Annotated in this window: 25 protein-coding genes, 3 tRNA genes and 1 pseudogene; 27 read left to right on the top strand and 2 right to left on the bottom strand. The window is 40.9% G+C overall.

Annotated elements, in window-relative coordinates:
* Positions 1 to 285: 285 nt before the first annotated feature.
* From GBV73_RS11555 to GBV73_RS06870, 27 genes are all read left to right on the top strand, one after another.
* Positions 286 to 1059, top strand: a complete 774-nt coding sequence (locus tag GBV73_RS11555) for a lipopolysaccharide assembly protein LapB (RefSeq protein ID WP_042699994.1) — start codon at positions 286 to 288, stop codon at positions 1057 to 1059.
* Positions 1060 to 1062: 3 nt separating this feature from the next.
* Entirely contained in the window at positions 1063 to 2406 is a 1344-nt protein-coding gene (locus GBV73_RS06995) for a B12-binding domain-containing radical SAM protein (protein WP_042699991.1), read from the top strand.
* Positions 2407 to 2411: 5 nt separating this feature from the next.
* Positions 2412 to 3770 carry a radical SAM/SPASM domain-containing protein gene (locus GBV73_RS06990; RefSeq protein WP_058945924.1) on the top strand — a complete coding sequence of 453 codons (1359 nt, stop codon included), beginning with the start codon at positions 2412 to 2414 and terminating at the stop codon, positions 3768 to 3770.
* Positions 3767 to 4693 (top strand): ABC transporter ATP-binding protein, encoded by a 927-nt coding sequence (locus tag GBV73_RS06985; protein ID WP_042699985.1) that lies wholly within the window; start codon positions 3767 to 3769, stop codon positions 4691 to 4693. The genes GBV73_RS06990 and GBV73_RS06985 overlap by 4 nt, the downstream gene beginning before the upstream one ends.
* Positions 4693 to 5442, top strand: coding sequence for an ABC transporter permease (locus GBV73_RS06980; protein WP_042699982.1), 750 nt, complete (start codon positions 4693 to 4695; stop codon positions 5440 to 5442). The genes GBV73_RS06985 and GBV73_RS06980 overlap by 1 nt, the downstream gene beginning before the upstream one ends.
* A gap of 265 nt (positions 5443 to 5707) precedes the next feature.
* Entirely contained in the window at positions 5708 to 6724 is a 1017-nt protein-coding gene (locus GBV73_RS06975; protein ID WP_152880329.1) for an RNA-guided pseudouridylation complex pseudouridine synthase subunit Cbf5, read from the top strand.
* 324 nt (positions 6725 to 7048) lie between these two features.
* Positions 7049 to 7636, top strand: coding sequence for a class I SAM-dependent methyltransferase (locus GBV73_RS06970; protein ID WP_152880327.1), 588 nt, complete (start codon positions 7049 to 7051; stop codon positions 7634 to 7636).
* Positions 7622 to 7708 (top strand) — tRNA-Ser (locus GBV73_RS06965). Before GBV73_RS06970 ends, GBV73_RS06965 begins: the two co-directional genes overlap by 15 nt.
* 41 nt (positions 7709 to 7749) lie before the next feature.
* Positions 7750 to 8196, top strand: a complete 447-nt coding sequence (locus GBV73_RS06960) for a 30S ribosomal protein S13 (RefSeq protein ID WP_152880325.1) — start codon at positions 7750 to 7752, stop codon at positions 8194 to 8196.
* 10 nt (positions 8197 to 8206) lie between these two features.
* Positions 8207 to 8749 (top strand): 30S ribosomal protein S4, encoded by a 543-nt coding sequence (locus GBV73_RS06955; RefSeq protein ID WP_152880323.1) that lies wholly within the window; start codon positions 8207 to 8209, stop codon positions 8747 to 8749.
* On the top strand, positions 8746 to 9156 hold the full coding sequence (locus tag GBV73_RS06950; RefSeq protein WP_004068754.1) for a 30S ribosomal protein S11: 411 nt from the start codon (positions 8746 to 8748) through the stop codon (positions 9154 to 9156). Before GBV73_RS06955 ends, GBV73_RS06950 begins: the two co-directional genes overlap by 4 nt.
* A 25-nt stretch (positions 9157 to 9181) precedes the next feature.
* Positions 9182 to 9967, top strand: coding sequence for a DNA-directed RNA polymerase subunit D (locus GBV73_RS06945; protein WP_371717053.1), 786 nt, complete (start codon positions 9182 to 9184; stop codon positions 9965 to 9967).
* A gap of 1 nt (position 9968) precedes the next feature.
* Positions 9969 to 10056: transfer RNA gene (locus tag GBV73_RS06940), tRNA-Leu, on the top strand.
* Between the two features lie 52 nt (positions 10057 to 10108).
* A complete protein-coding gene (locus tag GBV73_RS06935) occupies positions 10109 to 10471 on the top strand; it encodes a 50S ribosomal protein L18e (protein ID WP_042701387.1) in 363 nt (120 codons plus the stop codon).
* A 6-nt stretch (positions 10472 to 10477) separates the two neighbouring features.
* Positions 10478 to 10906, top strand: coding sequence for a 50S ribosomal protein L13 (gene rplM / locus GBV73_RS06930; protein WP_042701384.1), 429 nt, complete (start codon positions 10478 to 10480; stop codon positions 10904 to 10906).
* A gap of 10 nt (positions 10907 to 10916) precedes the next feature.
* Positions 10917 to 11324 (top strand): 30S ribosomal protein S9, encoded by a 408-nt coding sequence (locus GBV73_RS06925; RefSeq protein WP_042701381.1) that lies wholly within the window; start codon positions 10917 to 10919, stop codon positions 11322 to 11324.
* 48 nt (positions 11325 to 11372) lie between these two features.
* Positions 11373 to 11570: a DNA-directed RNA polymerase subunit N gene (locus GBV73_RS06920; protein WP_152880319.1), complete on the top strand. Its 198-nt coding sequence runs from the start codon at positions 11373 to 11375 to the stop codon at positions 11568 to 11570.
* Positions 11571 to 11589: 19 nt separating this feature from the next.
* Positions 11590 to 11667: transfer RNA gene (locus tag GBV73_RS06915), tRNA-Pro, on the top strand.
* Between the two features lie 21 nt (positions 11668 to 11688).
* On the top strand, positions 11689 to 11862 hold the full coding sequence (locus GBV73_RS06910) for a DNA-directed RNA polymerase subunit K (RefSeq protein WP_042701377.1): 174 nt from the start codon (positions 11689 to 11691) through the stop codon (positions 11860 to 11862).
* 6 nt (positions 11863 to 11868) lie between these two features.
* A complete protein-coding gene (locus tag GBV73_RS06905) occupies positions 11869 to 12894 on the top strand; it encodes a hypothetical protein (protein ID WP_042701374.1) in 1026 nt (341 codons plus the stop codon).
* A gap of 5 nt (positions 12895 to 12899) precedes the next feature.
* A complete protein-coding gene (rpsB, locus tag GBV73_RS06900) occupies positions 12900 to 13505 on the top strand; it encodes a 30S ribosomal protein S2 (protein WP_042701372.1) in 606 nt (201 codons plus the stop codon).
* 78 nt (positions 13506 to 13583) lie between these two features.
* Positions 13584 to 14192, top strand: a complete 609-nt coding sequence (locus GBV73_RS06895) for a nitroreductase family protein (RefSeq protein WP_152880334.1) — start codon at positions 13584 to 13586, stop codon at positions 14190 to 14192.
* Between the two features lie 15 nt (positions 14193 to 14207).
* A complete protein-coding gene (thiI, locus tag GBV73_RS06890) occupies positions 14208 to 15356 on the top strand; it encodes a tRNA uracil 4-sulfurtransferase ThiI (protein WP_152880317.1) in 1149 nt (382 codons plus the stop codon).
* Complete coding sequence (locus GBV73_RS06885; RefSeq protein ID WP_152880315.1) at positions 15353 to 15883, top strand: DUF998 domain-containing protein; 531 nt, start codon at positions 15353 to 15355, stop codon at positions 15881 to 15883. The genes thiI and GBV73_RS06885 overlap by 4 nt, the downstream gene beginning before the upstream one ends.
* Positions 15880 to 16473, top strand: coding sequence for a hypothetical protein (locus GBV73_RS06880; protein ID WP_152880313.1), 594 nt, complete (start codon positions 15880 to 15882; stop codon positions 16471 to 16473). Before GBV73_RS06885 ends, GBV73_RS06880 begins: the two co-directional genes overlap by 4 nt.
* 108 nt (positions 16474 to 16581) lie before the next feature.
* On the top strand, positions 16582 to 17460 hold the full coding sequence (locus GBV73_RS06875) for a pyridoxal-phosphate dependent enzyme (protein ID WP_256371117.1): 879 nt from the start codon (positions 16582 to 16584) through the stop codon (positions 17458 to 17460).
* Positions 17457 to 17774: a hypothetical protein gene (locus GBV73_RS06870; RefSeq protein ID WP_042701357.1), complete on the top strand. Its 318-nt coding sequence runs from the start codon at positions 17457 to 17459 to the stop codon at positions 17772 to 17774. Before GBV73_RS06875 ends, GBV73_RS06870 begins: the two co-directional genes overlap by 4 nt.
* On the opposite strand, the gene GBV73_RS06865 is transcribed toward GBV73_RS06870, so the two are convergent.
* Complete coding sequence (locus tag GBV73_RS06865) at positions 17758 to 18696, bottom strand: carbohydrate kinase (RefSeq protein WP_152880309.1); 939 nt, start codon at positions 18694 to 18696, stop codon at positions 17758 to 17760. The genes GBV73_RS06870 and GBV73_RS06865 overlap by 17 nt on opposite strands.
* Before the next feature lie 190 nt (positions 18697 to 18886).
* A pseudogene (locus tag GBV73_RS06860) lies at positions 18887 to 19135 on the bottom strand (IS6 family transposase); the annotation flags it as partial.

Raw genomic sequence — 19135 nt, 5'->3', positions numbered from 1 at the left:
TGAAAGTTCATAACAACCACCAATCAACCAAAAGACTTAAGTGCTTATAACTCTAACGATCTAATGGGAACTAGGGTATTTTAAATATAAAAACAACTTATTGAGTATGTAAAATTTTCGGAGGTGATAAGAGTTGGAAGAGTTTGATGTCAAATCTGCCATTACAGAAACTTTAAACGACGCCACATTATTGACGTGTTGTCTCCAAGTTTGGGCATTTATAAGTACAGATTCTGACTGAATTTTATTATTTTATTTTTTAACTTCACTTGGAGGGGGCAAAAAGTGATTAAAGGGTACCTAGATAAGTTGGGAGATGATATACCAAAAAAAGACGTTGATGGGGATATATATTGCAAAGGATATTTATTATTATGTCTGGGTGATGTAGAGAAAGGAGAAAGATACCTTAAAATGTTGTTTGAAAAAGATCCAAAAAATTTAAAAGTAATTAATAAATTACTTAATGTCTATATTCTACAAAAAGATTTTGAGAAATGTAATCTACTTCTAAACAGAGTTTTTAAGGAATATATAAAACATGATATTCCACCATTTCTCTTTGCTAAATATCTCAGAATCCTAATATTGCACAACAAAATAAGTGAAGCTATAGCTTTTAAGAAGCAACTCCAAGAAGTTTTTCAATCTTCTATGTATTTAGCTAAATATAAGGATAGTGTATGGAAACTTTATTTTGAACTAGGTAATTTAGAATCTTACATAGGACAATATGAAAAGGCTATTGCGTCTTATCTCAAGGCTTTGTCCTCGTTACCTCCTACTTCAGATTTTATTCGGGCTAAATTATTATACTTAATTGCATTATCCTATTATTCCCTTGAGGACTACAATAGCGCTATAACATATTTGAAAAAGTCAATAGCTCTAAGTCCAAACTACTCAAAATCTTATGTTCTCTTAGGAATAATATACCTAAAGGATAATAAATTAGATACAGCTCACAAATACCTCCATTATGCTTTGAAACTCAATCCTGCTGATAAACAAGCTTTGAAATATCTCAACTTTTTAAAGAATAATAAGCAGGAGGTTTAGCAAATGCCCGATATTACTTTAATAAATGTAGTTTCATCATCGTCTAAACCTCAAACTCCGCTTGGAATTTTATATCTGGCTGGTACTCTTGAGAAATATAATTTTGATGTTGATGTTATTGATTACCAATATATTTTTTATAAACACAAATGGGGGTATAAACATCTTGGTGAGACTATAGCTAACATTGACTCGAAGATAGTTGGTATTGGATGTATGACGGACTCACTGCCATGGGTCATGCTAGCTACCAAATATGCAAAATCTATTACTCCAGAAAAGATTATAATACTTGGGGGGCCTGGTCCATCAGAGGTGTGTTACAATCTGCTTAGCACATACGACAGTGTAGATATCGTCTGTATTGGAGAAGGGGAATACACTCTACTTGAGTTAATGAGGACTATAGGAAATGGTATTTCATATACTCCTAGGGATTTGCTTAATATAAAAGGGATTGCATTTAAGCATGGAGATAGGGTTATAGTAACCCCAAAAAGAGAAAGGATTCAGGACTTAGATGCTTTGCCATTTCCAGCTTATCATCTTATAAACCTTAAAAAATATTATCAAGTCACTGTAGACACATCTCGTGGATGTCCATTTAGATGCACTTTTTGTGATGTGGCTCCCTTATGGGGTCGGAAAGTTATCTATAAAGGAGTTTCAAGGGTTATTGAGGAGTTAAAACTATTGAATGAAAATTATGGGGTAAAGAACATTCATTTTACGGATGATACATTTACATTGAATAAACAAAGAGTTCTTTCAATTACTGAGCAAATACAGAAATCAGACTTGGACATACAATATGCCTGCTTCGGTAGAGTAAACTTAGTAGATAATAATGTTCTTACTTCATTGATGGATTCTGGATGTAAGGGGATATTTTATGGTATTGAATCAGGGAGTAATAGGATATTACGTTTAATAAATAAAGGTTTTACAATAGGCAAAGCTATAGAGGTAGTAATAAACTCGTTAGATTATATTAAAAATGTTACTGCTTCATTCATTTGGGGATATCCATTTGAAGACTTCGAGGATTTCCTGAAAACTTTTTATGCAATAACATATTTGGATTATTTTGGGGTACAAACTAGATTTTCACGATTAGCACCTTTACCAATGTCAGAACTGCGGAAAAAATATGAGAACGACATAATAAAACCATTATACTTTAACATATATTCGCACACTATATTATCAACTCAAGACTTACCTCAAGAAATTGTTGAGGAAATTTTAAAACATCCTCCAATATACGTCTCGTTTTATTGGTTCAATACTCCCAATTTGCAAGAAAAACTGAATTTCATAGATAACTATTACAAGCTTATGGGGTAATGGCTATGAAGACTAATAAGTACTTGGTTCAGATTCCCGTAGAGGAAGGGAATTACATTATATTGGATACGTTACATGGCAAGATATACAAGCTAAAGAGAAATGAATACTATTATCTACTCAATCCTGAAAACTCAAGTTGTAGTGATACTATACATGATTTGTTAAAAAATAAGTTGTTATACCGTTCGGAAGATGAGTTTAATAAAGACGTTGAGAGAGCATATTTAGATTTCATAAGAAAGGAGAAATCATTACCACTTCATTATATGGTAATCCCAACATATTATTGTAATTTAACGTGTACATATTGCTATGAAAAGGGCATCAAAAAAGATCCTGAATTTATTTCTGAAAAAGCTTTATCGAAATTATTTCATGCAATAAACCTAATAGAAGCTGCAAAGAAATCAAATGTAAAGTCTATATTAACAATATTCGGGGGTGAACCACTACTTCCAATTAAAAGAGAATTTGATATTATTGCTCAAATAGTAAAAGAAAGCAGAGAACAAAATTTAGCTCTTAATGTTGTAAGTAATGGTGTTGGAATACCACATTATCTTTCATTACTTAAAGAATTTAATTCAATTCAGATTACATTTGATGGAGATAAGAGCACTCATGATAAATATAGAATATTCCCAAATGGAAAGGGGACTTTTGATATTATAATAAATAATCTATGCTCTCTACTTGATGAGATAAGCACTAAGACACATATAGCGTTAAGAATTCATGTTCATCGAGGAAAAGAGAACTCAGTGTATAATTTATACTGTTATTTAAAAGAGATTGGTATTCTCAAGAGAAAAAACGTTCACTTGTATGTTATGTCAGTGTATAACTACCTTGATCAATCTTTATTAACCGAAGGTATAAAAAATGAATTGGAATCTCTATTGTACCTTGTTAGGAACTTCCCCTCGATGATTAAAGAGGTAATAATTACTGGCCATTCATTTGCAATGTCATTAAATTACTTAATCAATAAAAATAACGTATACTTCCCCAAATTTAGACATTGTGAAGCTAATATAAACCAATATGTTTTCGATCTATATGGCGATATATATCCTTGTGATGTGGTAGTAGGCATAAAGGAATTTTCTGTTGGGAAATTTATTCCAAATTTGCAATTTTATGATTCATTTAAAAAATGGAGAGAAACCTGTATATTAACTCTGCCTTGTAAAGAATGTTCATATGCACTACTTTGTGGAGGGGGGTGTACTGCATTGAGATTATTAAGAGATGAGAAATTGCGCAACAGAACGTGCTCTTATATTACTAAAGAAATTTTAGAATTATATAAAGATCTTACACTGGAATTTTTAAAGATCCGGATAGGTGATAATTTATGAACGCTGCTGTAGAAGTCTCTAATTTAGTAGTAGGGTACAAAAAGACAGAGATTCTAAAGGGGATAAGTTTCAATATAGACGAGGGTACAATAGTTGGGTATTTGGGTCCCAATGGTGCAGGTAAAACTACAACAATATTGACATTATTAGGAATTCTAAAACCCTGGAGCGGATACGTTAAAATATTTGGAATGAATGTATTGAAAAAGAGTACTGAAGCTAAGCAACTTATTGCTGTTGCTCATCAAGAAGCTACGGGAGATCCCTTTTTAACTGTTGAAGAAAATATTTATCTATACCAACGTCTTAGGGGGATACCTAAAAAAAGAGCAAAGATAAAAACTGAAGAATATATTAAGTCATTCAATCTTGAGGAACATAGAAGAAAATTGTTCTTGGAGCTAAGCCCAGGTCTAGCAAAGAAAGTTCAAGTGGCAAGATGTCTTGCTAGTGTAACAGAAAGTACGAGGCTTATCATCTTAGACGAGCCTACTGCTGGAAGTGATCCAAGTTTTAAACTAAAACTTTGGAATATAATAAAGACGCTAAAAGAGGATGGGAAGACGATTATACTCACTACTCATAATATGGAAGATGTTGAAAATTTATGTGATAAAATAATTTTTATAAAAAATGGAAAAATTATTTTTGATGGGGCGTTATCTGATCTAAAGAGTAACTTCAGAATAGATCGGCTGTATAGAATTAAGTGTGGTTTTCCTAAACAATTCCTTCAAAAGGTCAAAGTTCTTGGATTTAACGTGACAAGAGTGGAGAATAATGAAATTTATTTTGAGACGCCCACACAATATAAAATCTCTGAACTAGCATCTCTATTTGAAGAATGTATAGTAGAGGAAATAGGATATGCTGGAAAGGATTTGAATGAAATATTTGTAGAATTGGTGGAGGGAGAAAAGTGATGTTGGGGCAAACATTAATATTAATTGAAAGAGAACTTCTAAGCTACAAAAGAAGTGTAGGTTTTATGATAGCGTCCTTTTTGTCCCCTCTTATGTACCTTTTTGTTTTTGGATATACTCTGAATAAGGGCATGCCATCCATAAATGGGGTATCTTATTTAAATTATATATTGCCCGGAATAATAATGTTAGTTGTAATATACTCATCACTGAACTCTGCTACTAGAGTATTTATAGAACGAAAATCTCACGCTTTACTTGACCTTCTTTCACTTCCTATGAATAAATCGCTTGTACCTTTTGTAAAAATACTGATTCATTCATTACTTTCAGCTTTTAACGCATTAATGTTCCTATTACTTGCAAAATTAACAATATGTTCTGAGTTATATCTATCAATTGATAATATTCCAGTTTTATTTTTAGCAATTTTTTCTAGCAGTTTTGCGGTAGGAATATTTATGATGGGGATTGCAGCAAGTTTGAGGGAAGAACAAAGCTTTAACTCATTAACTTCATTATTCCTTTTGCCGATGATATTTATAAGTACCGCATATTATCCGGTAAGCTTAATGCCAGCTGTTCTCAAAACATTAGCAAGAATTAATCCAATTTCATTTGGTGCGGATTTAATTAGGAATATATTATTTGGGATAGAAATTCCTATTTCTGAAATGATATCTTTTGTTGTGTTTTCGATAGTAGGGATTAGCCTATTACACCGTAGTTTTGGCAAATATTTCAAATAAGCAATTTTCACTTATTTATTTTCTCACTTATTTATGTGAAAACCGTCAGGGGTTTTAGTGTTGTCTTTTGGAACTATTCGGTTGAATTGCCGAGTCGAGTATTAAAGTAAAGATAGGTGAGCAAAATAAATCTTACTCCCGAAATCAGAGACTTTTTGAGTTATCATGTTGTTGAGGTTTTTCAAGTATAACTTTACTGCTCCGCCTAAGCCTTTATAAAGGGAAGAGGGGTATTAACTTCGATAACGCTCATTGGGTGATACCGATGGCGAAAGAAAAGAGAAGAGAGAGAAAGCTAATGCTCCCGGCTGATATTAAGAGAGAGGTTGTTGTTGTTAGGGACGAAAACGCCGAGACCAATTCAAAATGGGGCCTTCCTCCAGAAAAAAGACCGATTGAGATGCACATGCAATTCGGGGTCATAAACCTTGACAAACCTCCCGGACCTACAAGCCATGAAGTGGTTGCATGGATTAAAAAACTTCTGAACCTTAAAAAAGCTGGTCACGGTGGAACTCTTGATCCAAAAGTTACTGGAGTTTTGCCCGTAGCTCTGGAAAGGGCCACAAGAGTTGTTCAGGCACTTTTACCGGCAGGTAAAGAGTATGTTGCTCTTATGCATCTCCACGGGGAGGTTCCAGAGGAGAAAATAAGGGCGGTTATGAAGGAGTTTGAAGGTGAGATAATTCAAAGGCCTCCTCTAAGGAGTGCCGTTAAGAGAAGACTCAGGACAAGAAAAGTTTACTACATTGAGATAATTGAAATAGATGGCAAAGATGTTTTGTTTAGGGTCGGCGTTGAGGCTGGCACTTACATAAGGTCTCTCATTCATCACATTGGTCTGGCCTTGGGAGTTGGCGCTCACATGGCAGAGCTAAGGAGAACAAGGAGCGGGCCGTTTAAAGAAGATGAAACTCTTGTAACCCTGCACGACCTTATAGATGCCTATCACTTCTGGAAAGAGGATGGCATTGAAGAGTACTTCAGAAAGGCAATTCAGCCGATGGAGAAAGCAGTTGAACATTTACCCAAAGTGTGGATAAGGGACTCTGCAGTTGCGGCTGTAACCCATGGTGCTGATTTAGCTGTCCCTGGAATAGTGAAGCTTCACAAAGGCATAAAGCATGGAGATCTCGTGGCGATAATGACCCTCAAAGACGAGCTTGTGGCTTTGGGCAAGGCAAAGATGAACACACAGGAGATGCTCACAAAGACCAAAGGAATAGCAGTAGATGTGGAAAAGGTCTTCATGCCAAGGGACTGGTATCCAAAGATGTGGTAGAAACTTTGCGCAGGCAAAGTTTCATCAAAGTTAGTACGTGTTCTTTCTCTTGGCGATTATTTTGTTGCCTTCCCTTAAAATTTCCTCTTTCACAAGGGGTTTCTTTATAAGCGCCAAGGGCGCAGGAGAGAGTAAACCCATTAAAGACTGGCAACTTCTGACTTGGAAAGCCCTAAAAACTAGCCCAGTAACAGCACGTACAAACTCTCTTCAGCTCCTTTTTAACAGTAATTGCTTTTTGGTCAAGCTTTGTGCAAGCAAAGGTTGCTGTGTAGGCAAAGGGGAGAGGTTCAACTTTATAAACCCCTCTTCCAATCTTCGAGCATGAGCCACTATTATTCCCAAGAGCCAAATGTTCCGTTAAAGACCAAGATGATTGAGGTATTTATTAGGGGGGAGCGTTTTAAATTTATAACAGCCAGCGGTGTCTTTTCCTTTGGCAAGCTGGATAGAGGGACAGAACTCCTTGTAAATAATATGATACTTGAGAAAAACTGGCGGGTTCTTGATTTGGGATGCGGTTACGGAGTGATTGGGATCGTTGCTTCCCGCTTTGTAGATTATGTGGTAATGACCGACATAAACAAGAGAGCTGTGAGCATAGCAAAGAAAAACTTAAAAATCAACAACGTTAAGAATGCCGAGGTGAGATGGGGCAATCTCTATGAACCTGTGAAGGGGGAGATGTTCCACAGCATAATAACGAATCCCCCTGTGCATGCTGGGAAGGATGTGTTGAGGGAAATAGTTATAAATGCACCCCATTATCTCTACGATGAAGGAGTGCTTCAAATTGTCATTCGCACTAACCAAGGCGCAAAGTATATTAAGGGACTCATGGAGGAGAACTTCAAAGAAGTAAAAGAAATCGCGAAGGGCTCAGGCTTTAGGGTGTATGCCGGGATCGCCTAGCCTGGGATGGCGCGGGCCTTGAGAGCCCGTGGGCGTTTGCCCGCCGGGGTTCAAATCCCCGTCCCGGCGCCAAAATCCTCGTTGAAGGATTAACTTGTGGAGGTGTGCTTATAATGGCTAACTTTAGACATATCGTGCGTGTAGCGAATGTTGATATAGACGGACACAAACAACTTAGATGGGCCCTCACCGGAATTAGGGGCATAGGAATAAACTTTGCAACAATGATATGCAGAGTTGCAGGACTGGACCCAAAAATGAAAGCCGGTTACCTCACAGATGAACAAGTAGCAGCTATTGAGGCTGTGCTTGAAGACCCTGTGAAGCACGGCATTCCTGCATGGGCAGTTAACAGACCAAAGGACTACGAGACTGGAAAAGACATACACCTCACTGGAGCAAAGCTTGTCATGGCATGGCGTGAAGACGTAAACAGGCTCAGGAGAATCAGAGCCTACAGAGGTATTAGACACGAGCTTGGCCTTCCATTGAGAGGACAGAGAACTAAGTCAAACTTCAGAAGAGGAAGCACAGTTGGTGTTAGCAGAAGGAAGAAGTGAGGTGATATAGATGGGAGATCCAAAAAGGCAAAGGAAAAGGTATGAGACTCCCTCTCATCCATGGATTAAGGAGAGACTCGACAGAGAGAGAGTTTTAATGCAAAGGTATGCTCTTAAGAACAAGAAGGAGCTTTGGAAGCACGAGACCCAGCTTAAGAACTTCAGAAGAAGAGCGAGGAAATTGCTGGCTGCTATGGGCAAGCAGGCAGAAATTGAGAGGGCTCAGCTCCTACAGAGATTGGTCAGATTGGGATTGCTCCAAGAGGGAGCTCAACTTGATGATGTGCTCTCACTTACAATCGAAGACATCCTCGAGAGAAGACTACAAACAATGGTATTTAAGAAGGGACTTGCGAGGACAATAAAGCAGGCCAGACAGCTAATTGTCCACGGACACATTGAGGTAAACGGCCAGATAATAAGGTCTCCAAGCTACTTGGTACTTAAGGAAGAGGAAGACGGTATAACATACGCAAAGACTTCACCATTTGCCAACTCACAGCACCCAGAGAGAATGGTTATTGAAGCTGCTCAAAAGGGTGAGGCACAATGAGTGAGGAAGTTAACATCAAAAAGAAAGAAAAATGGGGAGTTGCCCACATTTATGCATCATACAACAACACAATCATCCACATCACCGATTTAACTGGTGCTGAGACAATCTCAAGATGGAGCGGTGGAATGGTCGTCAAGGCAGATAGAGACGAGTCATCTCCCTACGCTGCAATGATTGCCGCTAAGAGAGCCGCTGAAGAAGCCCTCGAAAAGGGCATTGTCGGCGTTCACATAAAAGTTAGAGCACCAGGTGGAAGCAAAAGCAAGAACCCAGGGCCTGGAGCACAGGCGGCTATTAGAGCTCTCGCAAGAGCAGGGCTCAGGATAGGCAGAGTTGAGGATGTCACACCAATACCGCACGATGGTACAAGACCAAAGGGCGGTAGAAGGGGAAGAAGAGTCTGACTTCCCTTCACAACTTCTTTTTTTGGTGAGAAAAATGCAAATAAAAATTCTTGAGAAAAGGGAAAATGCAATCCGCTTCGTTTTAGAGGGAGTTGATGTTGCATTTGCAAACGCACTTAGAAGGACAATAATAGGGGAAGTTCCAACTTTTGCCGTTGATGAAGTGGAATTCTACGAGAACGATTCCGCCCTTTTTGATGAGATAATTGCTCACAGACTGGCATTAGTTCCCCTAACAACACCCTCAGATAGGTTTGAGCTTGACGCTTTAGAGCTGGATGATCACACCGTTACACTGAGTCTGGAAGCTGAGGGTCCGGCTATAGTTTACTCGGGGGATCTAAAAAGTGATGATCCGGACGTAAAGCCGGTAACTCCAGATATCCCGATAGTAAAGCTGACCGAAGGACAGAGGCTTGTGTTTAATGCATATGCAAAGCTTGGCAGAGGAAAAGACCACGCAAAGTGGCAGCCGGGCTTTGCATACTACAAGTACCTTACAAAAATCCACGTAAGCAAGGAAATCCCCAACTGGGAGAAGATTAAAGAGCTTGCAGTCAGGAAGAAGCTTCCCGTTGAAGAAAACGAGAATGAGCTTATCATAACTACTCTGACGAGCTTTTACTTACCAAGGGAATTTGACCAGTATCTGGGAGATAAAATTAAAGAGGAAGTGGTACCAAATACTTTCGTCTTTACAGTAGAAAGCAACGGAGAGCTCCCGGTTGAGGAAATGGTAAGCTTAGCGCTCAAAATTTTAATGAGAAAGAGCGATAAATTTATAAACGAGCTTCATAAATTAGCCGAATAGCGCGGGGGTAGCCGAGCCTGGCCAAAGGCGCGGGATTTAGGGTCCCGTCCCGTAGGGGTTCCGGGGTTCAAATCCCCGCCCCCGCACCATAATGATCACCCCGTCCCTCGGTGCGAGAAGTAAGTAGAAGGAGGAATGCTTATGAAGAGGACTGGTCCAACTGATATTAATTTAAGAAGGCTCATTCGCTATTTGAGAAAGAAGTCCAACGAAGAGAACGTTAAGATATGGAAGGACATAGCTTGGCGCTTGGAAAGACCAAGAAGACAGAGAGCTGAGGTAAACCTTAGCAGAATAAACAGGTACACCAAGGAAGGGGATATGGTAATAGTCCCAGGAAGTGTTCTTGGAGCTGGAAATCTGGATCACAAGGTCATAGTTGCCGCATGGAAGTTCAGTGAAAAGGCGAGAGAGAAGATTATCCAGGCCGGTGGAGAAGCGATAACAATCGAAGAGCTTGTGGAGAGAAATCCAAAAGGTAGTGGAGTAATCATAATGGAGTGATGGGCCATGAGGATTATTAACGCTGATGGTTTAATACTTGGAAGGCTCGCTTCAAAAGTCGCTAAGATGCTCCTCGAAGGAGAAGAAGTGGTTATCGTTAACGCTGAAAAGGCAATCATTACTGGAAACAGAGAGTTCATCTTCGAGAAGTACAAGCAAAGAACAGAACTAAGGACAAGAACCAACCCAAGAAGAGGTCCCTTCTATCCAAAGAGAAGTGACGAAATAGTTAGGAGAACCATTAGGGGCATGCTTCCATGGAAAACCGACAAAGGAAGAAAGGCCTTTAAGAGGCTTAAAGTCTATGCGGGAGTGCCAAAGGAATTTGAGGGCAAAGAGTTTGAGACAATAGCTGAGGCTCACATGTCAAGGCTTAAAACTCCAAAGTATGTAACTGTTGGAGAGGTTGCTCAATTCCTTGGTGGAAAGTTCTGAGGTGATGATAATGAAGGTAATCCAAACTGCAGGAAAGAGGAAAACTGCCATTGCGAGGGCTACCATAAGAGAAGGCAAGGGGAGAGTTAGGATAAACGGCAAGCCAGTTGAGATCATTGAGCCAGAAATAGCTCGCTTTACAATAATGGAGCCACTCGTCCTTGCAGGCGAGGAGATAGTTAGCAAAGTGGACATTGATGTCAAGGTCGAAGGCGGAGGCTTTATGGGACAGGCCGAGGCTGCGAGGGTTGCAATAGCCAGGGCATTGGTAGAATGGACTGGTGACATGAACCTCAAAGAAAAGTTTATGAAGTATGACAGAACTATGCTTGTTGGCGACTCAAGAAGAACAGAACCACACAAGCCAAACCGCTCCACAAAGGGTCCAAGAGCAAAGAGACAAAAGAGTTACCGTTGATTTCCTTCAAACCTTCCTTAAAATTTAAAAACCCAAAAGGTGATTCGCTTGATAGTTCCCGTGAGATGTTTCACCTGTGGAAAGGTGATTGGAGATAAATACTACATATTCAAAGAGCGTGTTGAAAAGGGGGAAGACCCCGAAAAAGTACTCGATGAGCTTGGGCTCGAGAGGTACTGCTGCAGGAGAATGATCCTCAGCCACGTTGAGCTGATAGATGAGATAATGCATTACAGAGTGTATTGAAAAAACCACATTTCTTTGGGGGGCCGTGGGGTAGCTTGGTCTATCCTCCCGGCTTGGGGTGCCGGAGACCCGGGTTCAAATCCCGGCGGCCCCACCAAAATTTGCATAGGTGAGAAAGATGTTTAGATACACAAGATTTGAGAAGGCGCGTATAATAGGAGCAAGGGCACTGCAGATCGCCATGGGGGCTCCTGTGTTGATTGACGTACCCGAAGGGATCACACCTTTAGACGCCGCAATAATGGAGTTTGAGAAGGGTATAATCCCAATAACAGTTATACGTCCGAGTTGATGTGGGATGACAATAATCGAAAACATAGTTGGCAGACTTTCAATCCTCAAAGGCGGGAAGTATTCAATTGAAGTTGACGTTATAACGAATTCAGGGTTTGGCAGATTTGCCGCCCCTGTAGATGAGAGTCCGGCTCTTTACATAGTAGAAGCCCATAGAGCGGTTAGCGAAGTTGATGAAATAATTGGGCCGGAACTTATTGGGTTTGATTCACAGGAGCAGGAGCTCATAGACAGCTACCTCTGGGAAATAGATGGAACAGAGAATCTAAGCCACATAGGGGCAAACACCGCTTTGGCAGTTTCAATTGCCGTGGCAAAAGCCGCTTCAAATGCCAAAAACATCCCCCTTTACAGCTACCTAGGAGGAACATTTACCACAGAGCTTCCAGTCCCAATATTGAGGTTTGCAGAGGATGAAACCTTTGAGTACCTTGTCTTGGTTAAGGATTTAATGGAGATCTCAGACGTAGTAGATGCAATGGTAAAAATAAAGGAGCATGCAAAGGGCATTAGCCTCCAGGAGCTTTCAAGAGCTTCAGAAGTGGCAGGAGATGAACTTGGACTTGAGGTGTCTCTTGGAATAGTGCAGAAGAAAGAGATGGACATGGAAGAAGTCCTGCAAAAAGTCGAGGACTACAACATCTCCTATATCAAGCCCTTAGGCGAAGAGGAGCTCTTCCTTGAACTTATAGCAGGAACACACGGGGTATTTGTTGATGGGGAATATCTCTTCAGGACAAAGGACATTCTAGATAGAAGATACTACAATGCTCTTTCAATTAAACCGATTAACCTTGGCACTCTCACAGACCTTTACAACCTGATTAATGATGTTAAATCTGAAAGAATAACTCCAATCTTGGCGGAAGCGAAGTATGAATCTGCTGATGACGCTTTGGCCCACTTGGCAGTGGGGTTCAAGTGCCCCGCTATAATGCTCTACGAGGACTCTCTCGTTAAAATAAACGAGCTTATTAGGATAGCTGAAGATTTGGGTGAAAGAGGAAGAATAATAACGTTTGAGGGGTGAAGAAAATGGAAGAGTATTTGGTTCCACTCGACCAATATCTGGCTGCAGGTGTTCACATTGGAACACAGCAAAAAACAAAGGATATGAAGCGCTTCATATACAGGGTAAGGCAAGATGGATTATACGTGCTCGACGTAAGGAAAACCGATGAAAGACTCAGGGCTGCAGGAAAGTTCCTTGCAAAGTTCGACCCAGACACAATATTGGCAGTAAGCGTAAGGCTTTACGGTCAAAAGCCAGTCAAAAAGTTTGGAGAAGTTACTGGAGCAAGGTCAATCCCGGGAAGATTCCTACCCGGAACAATGACAAACCCACAGGTTAGGAACTTCTTTGAACCCGATGTTCTCATAGTAACTGACCCAAGGGCAGACCACCAAGCACTGAAAGAAGCAATAGAAATTGGAATCCCAATAGTAGCCCTTGTTGACACAGAGAACCTTTTGAGCTACGTGGACTTGGCAATCCCAACAAACAACAAGGGAAGGAAATCTTTGGCTTTGATCTACTGGATACTCGCAAGAGAAATCCTCTTTAACAGAGGAGACATCAGCAGCAGGGAAGACTTCAAAGTCCCTGTCGAAGAATTTGAGATGAGAATAATCAGAGGATGAATTCTACCGTCCTAGTTTTCTTCTTTTCTCCTTAAAGTATATTAACCCAAATAAACGGAGGATTTATTGGTGGTTGAGATGGAATTAGCTGATGCGATATTTAACAGAATGTCTGTAAGATATTACGAGGAGAGAAGCGTTGAAGAAGAGAAGCTCAAAGAGCTTATAGAAGCGGCAATAAGAGCACCTACCGCAAGCGGTCTTGAAAACTGGCTTTTTGTAGTTTATAAAGACGAGAACCTCGGGAAAAGAATTCATGAGATAATCTATGAGGCTCATGCGGAGTATTATCGCGCGCATGGCTTATCTGAGGAAAAAATAGAGAAGCTAAAAACAAGAGTATTTGAAAACGGAATGTACAGAGCTCCGGTTTATATAGGGGTTTTTATCGATAAAGAAACACGCTTCTTAAAAGGGGAAGAGTATAAGGAAGTAGAATTTCTATGGAGCGTTGAAAGTGCAGCGATGGCGATAGAAAACCTCATGTTAAAGGCGGTGGAGCTTGGCCTGGGAACGTGCTACATAGGGGTCACCAGCCTGGAGAAATATCAGAAAGAGCTTAGAGAAATGGCGGAACTCGGTGAGAACTGGTACCTTGTGGGGTTAGTTCCCGTAGGGTATCCTGCTGAAAAAATCGCCCCCAGACCGAGGAGAAAGTCTCTAGAGCAAGTCCTCAAAATAATCTGAACTTGGTGGAAGAGAATGCTAAATGCCATAATAGTCAGATACGGTGAGATAGGGACAAAGTCTCCAAAAACTCGGAGATGGTTTGAGAATATTTTAATCAACAACATAAAAGAAGCTCTGGTAAGTGAGGACATAGAGTACAAGAACGTCTTTGCAAAGCACGGCAGGATCATAGTAAAGACAAACAAAGCGGAAGAAGGCGTGGAAGTCCTTAAGAGGGTTTTTGGGATCGTCTCGCTTTCACCTGCGGCTGAAATAGATGCGGAGCTTGAGAAGATATACAAAACTTCTCTAAAACTTTTTAGGAGAAAGCTGAGAACACATGGAATAGAAGAGCCGAAGTTTAGAGTAACTGTAAGGAGAATAACCAAGGAATTTCCCCTCAAAAGCCAGGAGCTGGCTGCCAAAGTTGGTGAGTACATACTGAACAATGAGAGCTGTAAGGTAGATCTGAAGGAGTATGACATTGAAGTTGGCATCGAGCTGATGGAAGGGAAGGCATACATCTACGTCGAGAAAGTCCCGGGGTTTGGGGGTCTTCCAGTAGGAACCCAAGGGAAGGTTGTGGCTCTTTTAAGTGGGGGTATAGACTCGCCGGTTGCTGCTTTTCTGATGATGAAGCGAGGGTGTGAAGTGATCCCTGTTCACATTTACATGGGAGAGAAGACCCTTGAAAAGGTCAGGAAGATCTGGAACCAGCTCAAGAAATACCATTACGGGGGCAAAAGTGACCTGATAGTGGTTAAACCGCAGGAAAGGGAGAAAATTATTCAAACGCTGAAGCAGCTTAAAAAAGAAAATTACACGTGTGTTTTCTGCAAGTATATGATGGTCAAAAAAGCTGACAAGATTGCAAGGGAATTTGGGGCAAAAGGGATCGTTATGGGGGACTCCCTGGGCCAGGTGGCATCTCAAACACTGGAGAATATGTACATAGTAAGTCAAGCAAGCGATCTTCCAATCTATAGGCCGCTGGTAGGGATGGATAAAGAGGAGATGGTGGAGATTGCAAAGAACATTGGGACCTTTGAGCTCTCTATACTCCCGGAAGATGAAATACCCTTTATCCCGGAGCATCCAGTGATAAGGGGCTCTTGGGAGGAGTTCAAAAAGCTTTATAAGGCAATCTTCGGCGAAGAGCCGCGGAAAAGGGGATGTCAATGAAAAGGTGGGTACGAATTTTGGGGCTTTTCTTTCCGTTTCTTACTTTTGGTGGAATCTTTATTGCGATTTACTTAAATCCCTGGTTTTCTTTAACTGAAAATGCCCTCAGCGACATGGGGTCTATTAAAAACCCTATAGGGTATGTTTTTAATTCTCTGCTCGTCTTTCTCGGCTTTCTTGGCTTTGTATTTGGGGTTGAAATGCTGAAGGAGAAGAGAGTCACAGTCCTTTTTCCCCTTGGAATGGTGTCGTTGTTGCTTGTAGGGATTTTTCCCGAAGAGTATGAGCCCCACTCGTTTTTTGCACTGTCCTTTTACATCTTGCTCGTTGCAGACATATTTATCTGTGGTTTAAAGAGAGTGAGAAAAAAGAAATCTGTCCTCATATGGCTTCTTGGCAGTCCCATAGTTTTTATAGTAATGCTTTATCTCACCAGGGTATTTGACGGACTCGCTATCCCGGAGCTTGTAGGAGCTCTCTTCATAAACGCCTGGATAGTGTATCTAACCTTGGAGGTGGAAAAATGAAAGCTGTTGCCCTCTTAAGCTCGGGAATAGATTCACCTGTGGCCATATACTTAATGCTCAAAAAGGGCTTTACGGTCTACCCGATCCACTTTAAGCAGAGTGAAACCAATTATCAAAAGGTTAGAAGAATCTGGCAGAGGCTTAAGGAACTTTTTCCAGAGAGCTTGGAGGAGCTAATAGTCGTTGATGTTTTTGAATACCAAAAACCTGTCTTTGACAGACTAGTGGAGTTGAAAAAAGGAAAGTGGATATGTGTTTTTTGCAAATTCACCATGTTCATGAAGGCCACTGAGATAGCAAAAGAAAAAGGTGCAATGGCAATAATCACAGGAGATTCCCTCGGCCAAGTTGCCTCCCAAACACTGGATAATCTCCTGATAATAACTCTCGCAACGGATTTACCGGTACTCAGGCCCCTTATAGGGCTGGACAAAATAGAGATAGAAAGAATCGCAAAGGAAATAGGAACGTTTGAGATAAGCGTAGAGCCTGAGGAGGGCTGTAATTTTGTACCGAAGCACCCGGTAATAAGAGGAGCCCTTGGTGAGTTCAAAAAGATTTACAGGGAAGTGTTTGGCAGGGAATGCTAATTACACATTTTTGTGTAAGATTGCCGCAAACGAAACATTTATAATGCGCAGTTGGGATGCCACTATGGTGGTTAAAAGTGAACGTGTTTAACAGTGCAATTGAGCTCTTTGAAAAGTTCAAGCCTACCCCCCTGCTTAAGCTTTCCCTTTCGGACGGTAGGGGGGATGTATTTTGCCAAACTGGAGTTCTTTAACCCGTTCAGCAGAAGCATAAAAGACAGGGCCGTTTTTAACCTCATAATGAACGCCATGAAAAGGGGGGACATTAACGGCACGAGGAGACTTTTTGAGGCAACCTCGGGAAATGTTGGCATCGCCATGGCGGCCATGTCAAACGTCTTTGGCATTGAGTTCAGGGCTTATCTCCCAAAACCTACTCCCAACACAACCCAGACTCTGTTGAAAGTTCTTGGTGCTGAGGTGGTAAAAACAGAATTTGACGTTATTGACAGGGAGATGATAGAGTTCGTCAAAAAAGAAGCAGAAAAGGCAAAAGCAGTAAACCTGAACCAGTTTGAGAACGATGATAACTTTGAAGCCCACTACAGATACACTGCAAGGGAAATAGATGAGCAGCTTAAAAGCATAGGGCAGGAGGCAGATGTAATCGTTGCGGGAATAGGGACTTCAGGACACATAGCGGGACTTGCAAAATACTTCAAGGAGCGCTACGGTACAAAGGTTGTTGGCGTAGTTCCAGCGAAAGGTGAAAAAATACCCGGCATAAAGAGGCTTGAAACAAAGCCGAAGTGGTTTTTTGAAGTGGAAATTGATGAAGTGGTTGAGGTAACCCAGAGGGAAGCAATCGAAGGCTCTATACAAGTGGCCAGAAGAGATGGTCTTTTAATAGGGCTAAGTTCAGGTGCAGTGGTCAAGGCATTTGAGAGAATTCGCGACAAGTATCCGGGAACGGCAGTCTTGATCTTCCCGGACGATGGGTTTAAATATGTTGAGGCATTTGAAAGGTACTTGAGTGAGGGCCGATGAAAGTTGCTGTGTATCTGCTGTTTCTCCAATCATTTTTCCTTTTGTATTACTCAGCCAGCGCTTTTGGAAGCGAAAGGTACATGTTGCTTATTTTTGGCCTTCTGAACTTTCTCCTTGCATGGGGAATAGTCAGGGGTGAAAAAAGAGCTGTAAAAATAACGATCGCATATAAAGGCATAGACTTTTTCTTTGCGCTCTTAATGCTGATGGGAGGGGCTATCTTTCAGTCGTTAAACGCTGCAATAGATTTGGCAATACTTCATGATTTGATCGGGCTTTTTGGTAAAAAAGAAGAGCCTACGGAAGAAAGCTGAATTTTCTATGCTTCAAAACCTCTTTTAAACTCAGCACGCTCCAGGCTCCGCGTTTTGTAGTGGATAGCGCGGCCACCAGGTTTGCGAAGCTCCCTAACTCTTTTAGCTCTTCTTTGGAGAACTCCAGTCTGTTCAGCCGTTTCATATAGAAAAGAGAAGCCAACAAAGCTGCCATGAATGCATCCCCGGCTCCGGTAGTATCTACAGGCTCAACTTTAAACGAAGGTACATCAACCCTTATGTCTTTGTGGATAATTGTGCTGCCTTCGGCTCCTTTTGTTATTGCCACAAGAGCGAAGTTGAAGTCCTCAAGTGCTATTCCGTTTTTGTTGAGGTACTCTAGTTCCCCATCCCCGATTTTTACTATGTCCGCAAGCTTAAGGGCTTCTTCTATATCTTTAAGCATTTCCTCATCTCTTCCTCTCCAAAGGTCAAGTCTGATGTTGACATCATAACTAATGGGGATCTTTCCTTTAATCTCCCTAAGAACCTCAAAGACTGCTGACCTGCTTGGTTCTCTCGCGAAGAGGACACTTCCAAAATGCAAAAGCTCGGCATCCTTCATAAAGTCCCATTGCATTTCTTCCTTCCTTATGTTGAAGTAAGCCACACCATCGTACAGTATAAACTCGGGCTTTGCCCCCACAAGCTGGACAAAGACTACTCCGGTGTGTTTGTTGGTGTCCTTTATTATGTATTTTGTTTCCACTCCCTCTTTTTTGAGTTCTTCTATAAGAAATTCACCAAAAGGATCATCGCCGACTTTGCTTATCAGTGCACTTTTTACTCCAAGTCTTCTCAGGCCAACGACAACATTGGCTGGAGCGCCACCGGGATGCTTTTCAAATTCTCTAACGTCTTTTAGTTTTCCCTCTTCTTTTGCGATGAAATCTATCAGAAGTTCACCTATCGCATATATCATTTCAACACCCCATGAGAAGTGGGGTAGATGAACTTAAAGTTTTGCTTTGAGATTGCGTTTATACTTAAAGTAAACAAATAATGTGTCTGCAGTTGAGCTATGAGTTTTAAATAAAATGACAACGTAACTGCTTATTTAGGTTTAGAGAAGGCACAACAATCGTCGAAAAATTTAACGTTGTTTGATACTGTTAGGATAACTGGGGCATCACCTCCTGAAGCCATTCAGTAACATCACCAGGCGGATCACCAAAACTAGAATGAATTCTGACAAAATTATACCAGAAGGCAAACAGAAAAACAAACCTATGAACCCTCCTCCAGTCTTTACCCCTGAAATTATTCCAGAAACGCTTCGTCCTCTCCTTCAACGTCCTAAACCAGCGCTCAACACTGTTCCTCGGCCCGAAAGTCACATGCAGATAACCCAACCTCAAACT

The organism is Thermococcus sp. 101 C5 (assembly GCF_009372125.1).
GTDB classification, from domain to species: Archaea; Methanobacteriota_B; Thermococci; order Thermococcales; family Thermococcaceae; genus Thermococcus_A; species Thermococcus_A bergensis.
The sequence above is the reverse complement of the archived record's forward strand: the minus strand, read 5'-3'. Positions and strand labels throughout refer to the sequence as shown.